This is a genomic window from Prevotella denticola (genome assembly GCF_900454835.1).
Lineage (GTDB): Bacteria > Bacteroidota > Bacteroidia > Bacteroidales > Bacteroidaceae > Prevotella > Prevotella denticola.
This window is the reverse complement of record NZ_UGTM01000002.1, coordinates 873,565-886,887: the sequence shown is the minus strand read 5'-3', so window position 1 is coordinate 886,887 and position 13,323 is coordinate 873,565. Positions and strand designations below refer to the sequence as shown.

Sequence of the window (13,323 nt, the reverse complement as noted above, 5' to 3'; positions counted from 1 at the left end):
TTGGGGACAGTAGGTGGGGGTAGACTCATTCTACTTATAAATAAAATCTAAAGTTTAGAGTGGCCAGGATGCTGACAATGAGGACAGAAATACCGACTGTTTACTGCAAAAGTTTATTTCTCATTTGCTGTCACCTTTAACATTCGTCACTAATACATTGTTTATTAGTATGTTATATGTATTTATAGAGTGACGGCAGTGATAGGAAAATAATTTCACAGCAGACTAGTCACAGGCACATCTGCCGTGGATGAATGCCAGACTGTGTTTTATCCTGAAGTATATTCTTCTGCGGCGGACTCTTTATTGGGGGAGAGTATGATGTTTATTCAGAAAGCTTATTTTCAAGGATAACAAACTGCTTCTATCCGATTATTACCATGCTTAACGTGATCCGTACTGAGCCTTGACACCATGGGTGTACACCCTCAGCACCATTGGTGCTTACCCTCGGCACACTGACAGCAAAGAATCAGTGTGCAGTGTGTAAATGAAAACTTGTCATTAATTATCTACTGGTTCCAACTTCTGGCAACGTGTCGCCAATTTTCCGACAATGTGGTGGTTGTAGATGCTCTGCCTGTCGCATTGCGACTGGTGAAAGCCGGCAAGCCCTGCCATGCGGGCAGCCGGTGCCGGAGACCCTGCGTGGAAGGGTAGGCGGATATTCCGGGACATCGTTCTTTGGGGACAGGTCTTCCGGGACAGCTTATGACACTGCTTCCCTCTTTTCAAGAAGGACGACATTCTCCACGTGCGGCGTATGCGGGAACATATCTACCGGCTGGACGGCGGCGACCCTATAGTCGGCATCGAGCAAGGCCAGGTCGCGTGCCTGTGTGGCAGGGTTGCAGCTGACGTAAACGATGCGTTTCGGACTTGCACCGAGAATAACGCTGATGACATCCTGGTGCATGCCGGCGCGTGGCGGATCGGTGATAATGACATCCGGATGGCCGTGCCGGCAGATGAAGTCTTCTGTCAGGATGTCTTTCATGTCGCCTGCATAGAAAAGCGTGTTGTCAATCTTGTTGATTTCGGCATTGACCTTCGCATCTTCTATGGCTTCCGGGACATACTCTATACCGATGACTTTCCGGGCATTCCTGGCGATGAAGTTGGCAATGGTTCCTGTACCGGTATAGAGGTCGTAGACGAGTTCGTTGCCTGTGAGGGCGGCAAACGCGCGGGCTACGGAATAGAGATGGTATGCCTGTTCGGTGTTCGTCTGGTAAAAGCTCTTCGGGCCTACCTTGAACTTCAGGTCTTCCATCGTCTCGAATATGTGGTCGTTGCCTTTGAAGACAATGAGGTCGAGGTCGTTGAAAGTGTCGTTCCCCTTCTGGTTGTCCACATAGAAAAGTGAGGTGATCTGCGGAAAACGGTCGGCGACGTGCTGCATCAGAGCTTTTGCCCGCGCATCGTCTTCCTCCTCGTCATAATGGAACTGAATGAGTACCATCCATTCACCTGTGTTGGAGTTGCGCACCATGATGTCGCGCAGCAGACCATGCTGTGCCCTGATGTCATAGAATTTCATGCCTGTCCCGAGAGCGTAATCACGGATGTCGTTACGGATCTGGTTGCAGAGATCGTCCATCAGCCAGCATTTCTCGATAGGGTAGACCTTGTCGAAAGCTCCTGTGATATGGAAGCCGATGGCCCCCTCTGACAGTCCGGCATCCTCCGGCAGAGCCTGTAATTCCTCTGCTGTGTACCAGCGTTTGCTGGCGCATCCGAACTCCAGTTTGTTGCGGTATTCTTTCGTGTGTACCGATCCCATGATAGGCCTGAACTCCGGCAGCTCTACCTTGCCGATGCGGCTCAGCTGGTCGTAGACCTGTTGCTGCTTCGCCTTCAGCTGTTCGGCGTAAGGCAGGTTCTGCCATTTGCATCCGCCGCAGATGCCGAAATGCGCACACATCGGTTCTTCGCGTACCGTGCTCCTGCTGATGAAACGGACGACCGTAGCTTCACAGTAAGTGCGTTTCTTCCTGCGCACCTGCAGGTCTACGACATCCCCCGGAACGACAAAGGGAACGAAGACGACCTTGTCATCAACATGGGCAATGCACTTCCCTTCGGCTGCCACAGCTTCTATCGTGACGTTTTCAAGAATGGGTAACGGCTTTCTTTTTCTGCTCATAATCTGTTTTGTATTTCGGGACAAAGGTACTGCTTTTTTTCCATTTGTACCCTGATTGGTAGTTCCTAATCGGTCCTGTGTCCGCTAACAGCATAAAAATGTAAGGTGAAGATAGCAATTTTCTTTGAAAAGTTTGTTGCTTTACCTGTTTTTTGGTATATTTGCACTTAAAGATAAATAACTAAAATTCATTATCATTTTTAATTATGAGCGAAAAAAGAGTTTATACCTTCGGTAACGGTAAGGCAGAGGGTAAGGCTGACATGAGAAATCTCCTTGGTGGCAAGGGTGCCAATCTGGCAGAGATGAATCTTATCGGTGTGCCTGTTCCTCCGGGTTTTACAATTACGACCGATGTATGTAACGAGTATTTTGAGAAGGGTAAAGAGACTGTAGTAGGCCTGCTGAAAGCGGATGTGGAGAAGAGCGTAAAACATATCGAGACTTTGATGAACTCAAAGTTCGGTGATCCGGCCAACCCTCTCCTCGTGAGTGTGCGTTCGGGCGCGCGTGCCTCCATGCCGGGAATGATGGATACCATTCTTAACCTTGGTCTGAACGACAGTGTCGTCGAGGGACTGGCCAAGAAGACCGGTAATGAGCGTTTCGCTTTTGACAGTTATCGCCGCTTTGTACAGATGTACGGTGATGTGGTGCTGGGCATGAAGCCGGTAAACAAGGAAGACATTGATCCGTTTGAGGCTATTATACAGAAGGTCAAGGCACAGCGTGGCATCAAACTCGACAATGAAATGACCGTTGACGAGCTGAAGCAGCTGGTTGTTCTCTTCAAACAGGCAATCAAGGAGCAGACCGGAAAGGATTTCCCGACCGACCCGATGGAGCAGCTCTGGGGGGCGGTCTGTGCCGTGTTCGACTCCTGGATGAATGAACGTGCCATTCTCTACCGCAAGATGGAAGGCATCCCGCAGGAGTGGGGTACAGCCGTTACTGTCATGGCCATGGTATTCGGCAACATGGGAGACACCTCGGCGACAGGTGTCTGCTTCTCACGCGATGCGGCAACCGGCGAAAACCGTTTCAACGGAGAGTATCTTATCAATGCACAGGGCGAGGATGTCGTTGCCGGCATCCGTACACCGCAGCAGATTACCAAGGAAGGCTCTCTCCGCTGGGCTGCACAGCAGAATATAGACGAAGAGACGCGCAGTACGAAATATCCCTCGATGGAAGAGGCCATGCCTGAACTGTACGCCCAGCTGTATGCTCTTCAGGACAAGCTGGAGAAACACTACCATGACATGCAGGATATGGAGTTTACGGTACAGGAAGGCAAGCTGTGGTTCCTCCAGACACGCAACGGAAAGCGTACGGGTACGGCAATGGTAAAGATTGCCATGGACCTGCTTCACGAAGGGGAGATCGACGAGAAGACGGCTCTCCTACGTTGCGAGCCGAACAAGCTCGACGAACTTCTTCATCCTGTATTCGACAAGGAGGCACTGACACAGGTCCATGTCCTGACGCGCGGTCTGCCGGCTTCCCCGGGTGCAGCCTGCGGCCAGGTCGTGTTCTTTGCCGATGATGCGACAAAGTGGCATGAGGATGGACATCAGGTCATCATGGTACGTATCGAGACTTCTCCGGAGGATCTTGCAGGTATGTCTGCTGCAGAGGGTATCCTGACTGCACGTGGCGGTATGACTTCGCACGCTGCAGTGGTTGCGCGTGGCATGGGCAAGTGTTGCGTCAGCGGTGCAGGAGCTATCATGGTAGACTATAAGGCACGCACCGTAGAAATCGACGGAACTGTAATCCGTGAGGGCGATTATATTTCGCTGAACGGTTCTACAGGTGAAGTCTATGCCGGTGAGGTCAAGACCCGTCCTGCCGAGGTGACTGGTGATTTCGCCGAGCTGATGAATCTCTGCAAGAAATATACGAAGCTGGTTGTCCGTACCAATGCTGATACGCCACACGATGCTGAGGTGGCAAGCAACTTCGGTGCTGTAGGTATCGGCCTCTGTCGTACGGAGCATATGTTCTTCGAGAATGAGAAAATCAAGGCCATGCGCGAGATGATTCTTGCTGACAGTACCGAAGACCGTGAGAAAGCACTTGACAAGCTCCTGCCTTATCAGAAACAGGATTTCTATGGTATTCTGAAGTGTATGGACGGCATGCCGGTGAATATCCGCCTGCTTGACCCGCCTTTGCACGAGTTTGTTCCTCACGACCTGAAGGGCCAGGAAACCATGGCAGAGGAAATGGGTGTAAGTGTTCAGTTTATCCAGGAGCGGGTAAGCTCGCTTTCCGAACATAACCCAATGCTGGGACTCCGTGGCTGCCGTCTTGGAAATACCTTCCCGGAGATTACCGCCATGCAGACAAAGGCAATCCTTGGTGCTGCTATCCAGTTGAAGAAAGAGGGATTTGATCCTAAACCGGAAATCATGGTCCCGCTGGTAGGCATTGTCAACGAGCTTGATGTCCAGGAGCACATCATCCGCAAGACCGCAAGCAAACTTTTCAAAAAGGAAGGAGTGGAAGTTCCGTTCAAGGTGGGTACGATGATTGAGATCCCACGTGCAGCCCTGACAGCTGATGTCATTGCAGAGAAGGCGGAATACTTCAGCTTCGGTACCAATGACCTGACGCAGATGACGTTCGGTTACAGCCGTGACGACATCGCCAGCTTCCTGCCAAGCTATCTTGAAAAGAAGATCCTTGATGTCGACCCGTTCCAGGTCCTTGACCAGAAAGGTGTCGGTCAGCTGATCAAAATGGCGGTAGAGAAAGGACGTAAGACCCGCAAGAACCTCAAGTGTGGAATCTGCGGCGAGCATGGCGGTGAGCCGACCTCGGTCAAGTTCTGCCATCGCGTAGGTCTTGATTACGTCAGCTGTTCTCCATTCCGTGTGCCGATTGCAAGGCTTGCAGCTGCGCAGGCAGCAGTGGAAGAGTAAAGAGCAATAAGCTGAAACACAAAAAAATAGGCTGTAACTCCTTGGTAAGACAGGGGTTGCGGCCTAATTTCGTAAAGGGACGGACGTGCATTTGTACACACTTTCCGTGTACTTTTGAACGCTGAAACTTACCAATACCTGCACCATAACGGCAGGGCATACCGGAACTTACCAGCAGTATGAACGAATCGATAAGCGAGAGATGGAAAAACAACTTGTCAAGCCTTCATCAGGCAGCCTTTTCAAGCTTTGACTACCGGTTATGGTTCCACTATCGAAGGAGAATGTAAAGTGGGATTCGTGTTGTCCCTTGTAATCCTATTGGTGAATTATCAGGGTTGGTAGTTGAATCGAATAGTTGCCATCGTCTTGTTACCCGTTGGACTGAAACTGATATTTTCCTCTTGTAATTTGGAAATATATGGAAAAATATTTAAGTTTGCACTATATTAATCTGAAAGCTTATATTATCTGTAAACTAAGAACCTAAATGAAGTCTGTGCGATGAATGTAAAACGTGCAAAACAACATAAAAAAAGCCCCTACGGTTGACCGCAGGGACAAGAAAATCTTCGGCTTATAGCCTTGTTGTGAAAAGTCTTCACAGTGTATCTGGTTGCAAATTTACAACTATTTTTTGAATATACAAGCAAAACCATAAAAATATGACACAAAAAGTTTTAGGCTTAGACCTTGGTACTAATTCTATTGGCTCCTCGGTAAGAAATTTGGACCTCTCAGATGACTTGAAAGGGCAGTTAGAGTTCTTTTCTTCTGATATTTTCAGAAGTAGCGTTAATAAGGAAAGTAACGGACGTGAATATTCATTAGCAGCACAGCGTTCTGCGCATAGCAGAAGCCGTGGATTGAATGAAGCAAGACGTCGTAAGTTGTGGGCAACCTTGGATTTACTTATTAAGTACGGGTTTTGTCCGATGTCTCCTGAATCTTTAATGAGATGGCGCACTTATGATAAACAGAGAGGACTCTTCAGAGAGTATCCTATAGATGATAAGGACTTCAATGCCTGGATAATGCTGGATTTTGATAGGGATGGCATACCTGACTATTCCAGCCCATATCAGTTGCGCCGAGAACTTGTTACTCGTCAGTTTGATTTCGATCAGCCTATTGAACGTTACAAACTGGGGCGTGCTTTGTATCATATTGCTCAGCATCGTGGGTTTAAGAGTAGTAAGGGAGAAACTCTGTCACAGCAGGAAACTAATAGCAAGCAATCACTTACAGATGAAGCTACAGATGTCGCCGGAGAAATGAAGGCCTCTGAGGAGAAACTGTCAAAGGGGCTGTCTACCTATATGAAGGAGAATAACCTGTTGACAGTTGGTGTTGCTTTTGCTCAGTTGGAAGACGAAGGTGTGAGAGTACGGAACAATAATGATTATCGAGCAATACGTTCACAATTTCAGCGAGAAATAGAAACCATTTTTAAGTTCCAGCAAGGCTTGTCTGTAGAAAATGAGTTGTATGAACGCCTTGTTAGTGAGAAGAAAAATATTGGTACAATCTTTTATAAACGTCCATTACGTTCGCAACGTGGCAATGTGGGTAAATGTACACTTGAACGTACAAAGCCACGTTGTGCCATTGGGCATCCATTGTTTGAGAAGTTCCGTGCTTGGACACTGATTAATAATATCAAGGTCAGAATGTCTGAAGAGGAACAAGCAGAACAACTCCCGATGAAATTACGGTTCGAACTTTATAATGACTGCTTTTTAGCATTTGTCAGGGCAGAATTCAAGTTCGCGGATATTCGGAAATATCTTGAGAAGCGTCTGGGTGTTCATTTCTCTTATAATGATAAGACTATCAACTATAAAGACAGTACGAGTGTTGCCGGCTGTCCTATAACAGCCCGGTTCAGAAAGATTCTGGGAGAGGATTGGGAGTCTTTCCGTGTTGATGGGCAAAAACAGAGACAGGCGCATGGTAAGAATAACGCTTCGTTCCATAGAGTTTCATATTCTATTGAAGATATATGGCACTTCTGTTATGATGCAGAGGAACCAGAAGCGGTATTGTCTTTTGCACAAGATAATTTAAAGTGGGAGAAGAAGAAAGCAGAAGAACTCGTCCGTATCTGGTCGGCAATGCCTCAAGGTTATGCTATGTTGAGTCAGAAGGCTATTCGTAATATCAATAAGATGTTGATATTGGGATTGAAATACTCTGATGCAGTGTTACTTGCTAAGGTTCCAGAGATTGTAGAGATAACTGATGGTGAGATTCTTTCTGTTACAGAAGATTATCATCGTGTGGAAGCACAGGTTGGGTATGAAAAACAGATTAATAATATTGTTAATGCTCTTATAGCCAAGTATAAATCTGCATCAGAAGAATACCGTTTTGCCGATCATAACTATGAGTATCAATTAGATAAGTCTGATGAAAAAGATATTATCAAACAGATTGAGAGTAATATAGGTACAAGGAAGTGGAGTTTGTTGGATGCCGATGAGCAGACTGATATTTTACAGAAAGTCCGCAATAAGTATCAGTACTTCTTCAAAAGTCGCGAGCGTAAGTTTGTAGAATCTCCTAAGTTAGGGGATTGCTTTGAGGAGTATCTTGTAAAGAGATTCCCAATGGTTAAGGGAGAGCAATGGAAGAAGTTATATCATCCGTCACAAATCGCCATTTATCGTCCTGTTTCTGCAGGTAAGGATCGCTCTGCTTTAAGACTGGGTAATCCTGATATTGGTGCAATAAAGAATCCTACAGTGTTGAGGGTACTTAATACTTTGAGAAAGAGAGTAAATCAACTCTTGGATGATGGGGTAATATCTCCGGATGAAACAAGGGTTGTTGTAGAGACTGCACGTGAATTGAATGATGCTAATAGAAAGTGGGCATTGGATACTTACAATAGAATCCGTCATGACGAAAATGAAAAGATAAAGAAGATTCTTGCAGAGTTTTACCCGAAACGTGATAATATAAGTACTGTTGATATCGATAAGGCACGATATGTGATAGATCAGCGTGAGATGGATTATTTCACGGAAGCGAAGACCTATCATAAGGATATAAAGAAGTACAAACTCTGGTTAGAACAGGGTGGACAGTGCATGTATACAGGACGTACTATCAACCTGTCGAATCTTTTTGATCCGAATTCGTTTGATGTTGAACATACCATTCCTGAAAGTATCAGCTTTGACAGTTCGGATATGAATCTGACTTTGTGTGATGCCCATTACAATCGTTTCATAAAGAAGAATCATATTCCTGCAGATCTGCCGAATTATGACAAGTCTGTTGTTATAGATGGTAAAGAGTATTCTCCTATCAAGCCCAGACTGCAGCGATGGGCAGACAGGGTGGAACGTCTTAATCGCAATGTGGAATACTGGAGAGGGCAGGCAAGAAGAGCTCAGAATAAAGACCGTAAGGACCAGTGTATGCGTGAGATGCATCTATGGAAGATGGAACTGGAATACTGGACAAAGAAGTTGGAGCGTTTTACAATAACTGAAGTTACGGACGAATTTAAGAACAGCCAGCTTGTGGATACACGAGTTATAACTCGTCATGCAGTTTTATATCTGAAGAGTATATTCCCACATGTAGATGTGCAACGAGGAGATGTAACTGCTAAATTCAGAAAGATACTTGGTATACAAAGTGTAGACGAAAAGAAAGACCGTAGTTTACATTCTCATCATGCTATAGACGCAACAACTCTGACGATAATCCCAGGTGCTGCAAAGAGAGAGCGTATGCTGGAGTTGTTTGCTAAGATAGAAGAGGTTAATAAGATGTTATCTTTCTCGGGAAATGAGGATAGGACAGGACTGAAACAAGAACTTGATGGCTTGAAAAATCAGCTTAATAAAGAAGTTAAGGCTTGTAGGATAGGACATAATGTTTCGGAGATTGGTACGTTTATAAATGATAACATTATTATTAATCACCATGTAAATAACCAAGCTCTTACACCAGTACGCCGTCGGTTGAGAAAGAGAGGGCATATTGTGGGGGGAATGGATAACCCTCGGTGGCAGACAGGAGATGCCTTGCGAGGTGAAATTCATAAGGCAAGTTATTATGGTGCGATAACGCAGTTTGCAAAGGATAAGGATGGAAAAGTCCTGCTAAAAGAGGGACATCCTTTGGTTGATCCTACGATTAAATTTGTAATACGTAGAGAACTGAAGTATAAGAAGTCTACGGCAGACAGTGGCTTCGCTTCGTGGGATGACCTTGAGAAAGCCATTGTTGACAAGGAACTTTTTGCTTTGATGAAGGGGCAATTCCCAGAGGGAACTTCTTTTAAGGATGCTTGTGAGCAGGGAATCTATATGATAAAGAAGGGTAAGAATGGCGAGGTTGATACAAAGCTGTACAGAATAAGGCATATAAGATGTAAAACTAAGCAGAAAAACGCTTTGAAGATAAAAGAGCAGGCTTATAAATCAGAGAAGGAATATAAACGCTACTTCTATGCAGCTGTTGGAGATTTGTATGCAATGTGCTGTTATACAAATGGCAAGACTCGCGAGTTTAAGATATATAGTCTGTATGATATTTCCTGTCATCGTAAGGTAGGGGTAGAAGACATCCCAGAATTTATTACAGACAAGAAAGGCAATCGGCTTATGCTTGACTATAAGTTGCATACTGGTGATATGATCTTGCTTTATAAGGAAAACCCGGAGGAATTATATGATTTAGATAATGTTAGTTTGAGTAAATTATTATATAAGATAAATGGGTTTGAGAATGACGGCTTACGTATTAGAATGGTAAACCACCTGGTTGCAAAAGAGGCTATGGGAGAATCTGTTAAAGATTATGCGAAATTGCCCGATATCATTCGCTGTGGTGTTAAAACAATAAAGTTTCTTATTATGGGCGAGAATCGTGATTTTGTTATTAAGAATGGTAAGATTAGTTTTAATCATCGATGATAAAGAAAACTTTATATTTTGGGAATCCTGCTTATCTCTCACTTCGCAATGGACAGTTGGTCATTCGACTTCCTGGAGTGGAGAAAGCAGAACTTCCTGATATCGTGAAACAGGAAACTATAAGAACAATTCCCATAGAAGATATTGGTGTAGTGGTATTGGACAATAAGCAGATAACCATTACACAAGGTGCATTGGCAGAGTTAGTAGTCAACTCTGCTGCAGTGATAACCTGCGATAGTAAATGTATGCCTACGGGAATGTTACTTCCTCTTTCTGGTAATACCTTGCATCAGGAGCGTTTTCGTAATCAGATTGAAGCTGCAGTTCCTTTGCGTAAACAACTGTGGCAACAAACGGTAAAAGCTAAGATAGAGAACCAAGCGTATTGCTTACAGAAGAATACGTCTAAATCATTTGCTCCGCTTCATGTCTTTGCCCGTAAAGTCAGGAGTGATGATGCTGATAACCATGAAGCGCAAGCTGCAGCCTATTACTGGAAGAATTTTTTCTCTGATGGTTTCACAAGGGACAAGGATGGTGTTCCACCTAACAATCTGTTGAATTATGGGTATGCGATTCTTCGTGCTGTGATAGCCCGGGCTTTGGTAGGGAGCGGACTGTTGCCTGTCTATGGCATTCATCATCATAACCGCTATAACGCATATTGTTTAGCAGATGATATTATGGAACCTTATCGTCCGTTTGTGGACGATCTGGTCCTTTCAACGATGAAAAAGATGGAGGTTTCAGATGACTTGACAGTAGATTTAAAGCGGGAAATGTTGTCAATACCAGTTCTTGACGTTGTTATAAGTGGTAAGCGCAGCCCATTGATGATTGCTGCAGGCTTGACAGCTGCAAGTCTTGCGAAGTGCTATAATGGGGAAGCTCGTGAAATCTCTTATCCTTCTTTTCTTTGATGCAACGACTTAGCGAATATAGGGTTATGTGGGTGATGGTCTTTTTTGATCTTCCAACTAATACAAACAAGGAAAAGCGTGCTTATACTATTTTCCGGAAAGATTTGATGAAAGATGGATTTACTATGTTTCAATTATCAATCTATGTTCGTCATTGTGCAAGCAGAGAGAATGCGGATGTACATGTGAAGCGAGTAAAGTCTTTTATGCCTAATTCTGGCAATGTTTGCATTATGGTTATTACAGACAAACAGTTTGGTGAGATAGAGTTTTTTTGTGGGGCACAGGCACAAACACCCAACGCTCCTGGGCAGCAACTTGAATTATTCTAAAAGAAAAAGAGTCCTATCATTACCAATAGGACTCTTTTAGATTGCAGTTTTTATTTTGCACAAAAACAATGTTACTAACTGAGAATCAGAGCAATACTTATTTTCAATTGTGCTTGCTACTGCAAAGATACACATTTTGAAGCAATTCACAACTAGGAACAAATTCAAACGAGCCTGTATCGATTGTGCTTGCTACTGCAAAGATACACATTTTGAAGCAATTCACAACCCGTCTCATCTTTTTCCTAATGTGAAGAATATTGTGCTTGCTACTGCAAAGATACACATTTTGAAGCAATTCACAACGATTGTCAGCTGTATATGACTTCTCGATTTATTGTGCTTGCTACTGCAAAGATACACATTTTGAAGCAATTCACAACAGATCCTTGATAAAATTTTGTCCGGTGATGATTGTGCTTGCTACTGCAAAGATACACATTTTGAAGCAATTCACAACGGTTTTTCTTTAGACCCTTTGAACAATAATATTGTGCTTGCTACTGCAAAGATACACATTTTGAAGCAATTCACAACATTTTTTGATTTTAATGACCTTTTCGATTTATTGTGCTTGCTACTGCAAAGATACACATTTTGAAGCAATTCACAACTACTCCCGCGAAGTTGAAGCGTGAATATATATTGTGCTTGCTACTGCAAAGATACACATTTTGAAGCAATTCACAACTACTCCCGCGAAGTTGAAGCGTGAATATATATTGTGCTTGCTACTGCAAAGATACACATTTTGAAGCAATTCACAACGTTTCTTGCAGTACTTACTTTGAGGGTGAAATTGTGCTTGCTACTGCAAAGATACACATTTTGAAGCAATTCACAACAAATAAGAAGAACCAATAGCAGAAGAAACGATTGTGCTTGCTACTGCAAAGATACACATTTTGAAGCAATTCACAACGCGTCGTGTTCTTGGTGACGGTGAGAGTTATTGTGCTTGCTACTGCAAAGATACACATTTTGAAGCAATTCACAACGTTAGTGGCAATGCCTTGCAAACTGTTCTATTGTGCTTGCTACTGCAAAGATACACATTTTGAAGCAATTCACAACTCTACAGGCTCACCGTCTACCAGTTTGTTGATTGTGCTTGCTACTGCAAAGATACACATTTTGAAGCAATTCACAACCTCCTGGGGGTCGCCTTTCGCCTCACGGACATTGTGCTTGCTACTGCAAAGATACACATTTTGAAGCAATTCACAACTATCCGTTAAGGGTATCGAGAAAGCCGTCGATTGTGCTTGCTACTGCAAAGATACACATTTTGAAGCAATTCACAACATGGTTGTTAATGGCAATATTAGTCAGTCGATTGTGCTTGCTACTGCAAAGATACACATTTTGAAGCAATTCACAACGACGGCAAGCCTTACGAGATACCCGAAGCAATTGTGCTTGCTACTGCAAAGATACACATTTTGAAGCAATTCACAACGTGTACAAGTGCTATCTCAACCGCCAAAGGATTGTGCTTGCTACTGCAAAGATACACATTTTGAAGCAATTCACAACCATTATTGCAGACATTGAAACCGAGGTGTAATTGTGCTTGCTACTGCAAAGATACACATTTTGAAGCAATTCACAACCGCCGTCGCCGGCCATAAGACCGTCGGGACATTGTGCTTGCTACTGCAAAGATACACATTTTGAAGCAATTCACAACTGACTTGTTCCTTCGCTTCTTGCAGTCTGATTGTGCTTGCTACTGCAAAGATACACATTTTGAAGCAATTCACAACGAAATTTAATAATAAAAACCTGCCCTCTGCAATTGTGCTTGCTACTGCAAAGATACACATTTTGAAGCAATTCACAACGAACAGTGCGGAGACGTGTGCGAACGTCTCATTGTGCTTGCTACTGCAAAGATACACATTTTGAAGCAATTCACAACAGTGCTTTGTCGAGGTCAATCTGTGCGTAATTGTGCTTGCTACTGCAAAGATACACATTTTGAAGCAATTCACAACGCCAACCAAGCAGACGGTTGTTCGCTTCGAATTGTGCTTGCTACTGCAAAGATACACATTTTGA

The 13,323-nt window shown here is 44.1% G+C and carries 6 protein-coding genes and 1 CRISPR repeat array (1 of these 7 only partly in view); of the genes, 4 read left to right on the top strand and 2 right to left on the bottom strand.

Going from position 1 to position 13,323, the window contains the following annotated elements:
• Positions 1-504: 504 nt before the first annotated feature.
• Together DYH27_RS13450 and rlmD are read right to left on the bottom strand one after the other, a co-directional pair.
• Positions 505-678, bottom strand: coding sequence for a hypothetical protein (locus DYH27_RS13450; protein WP_155803265.1), 174 nt, complete (start codon positions 676-678; stop codon positions 505-507).
• 31 nt (positions 679-709) lie between these two features.
• Positions 710-2,146 carry a 23S rRNA (uracil(1939)-C(5))-methyltransferase RlmD gene (rlmD, locus tag DYH27_RS11755; protein ID WP_025067604.1) on the bottom strand — a complete coding sequence of 479 codons (1,437 nt, stop codon included), beginning with the start codon at positions 2,144-2,146 and terminating at the stop codon, positions 710-712.
• Between the two features lie 206 nt (positions 2,147-2,352).
• On the opposite strand from rlmD, the gene ppdK reads away from it, so the two are divergent.
• The 4 genes from ppdK to cas2 all read left to right on the top strand — a co-directional run bounded on the left by ppdK (position 2,353) and on the right by cas2 (position 11,262).
• Positions 2,353-5,073, top strand: coding sequence for a pyruvate, phosphate dikinase (gene ppdK / locus DYH27_RS11750; protein ID WP_036854977.1), 2,721 nt, complete (start codon positions 2,353-2,355; stop codon positions 5,071-5,073).
• A gap of 665 nt (positions 5,074-5,738) precedes the next feature.
• Complete coding sequence (cas9, locus tag DYH27_RS11745) at positions 5,739-10,007, top strand: type II CRISPR RNA-guided endonuclease Cas9 (protein WP_025067603.1); 4,269 nt, start codon at positions 5,739-5,741, stop codon at positions 10,005-10,007.
• Complete coding sequence (cas1, locus tag DYH27_RS11740) at positions 10,004-10,930, top strand: type II CRISPR-associated endonuclease Cas1 (RefSeq protein ID WP_025067602.1); 927 nt, start codon at positions 10,004-10,006, stop codon at positions 10,928-10,930. The genes cas9 and cas1 overlap by 4 nt, the downstream gene beginning before the upstream one ends.
• Positions 10,930-11,262, top strand: a complete 333-nt coding sequence (gene cas2, locus DYH27_RS11735; protein ID WP_025067601.1) for a CRISPR-associated endonuclease Cas2 — start codon at positions 10,930-10,932, stop codon at positions 11,260-11,262. The genes cas1 and cas2 overlap by 1 nt, the downstream gene beginning before the upstream one ends.
• A gap of 106 nt (positions 11,263-11,368) precedes the next feature.
• Positions 11,369-13,323: direct repeats of the CRISPR family, unit length 47 nt; unit sequence ATTGTGCTTGCTACTGCAAAGATACACATTTTGAAGCAATTCACAAC (it continues 3,934 nt past the right edge of the window).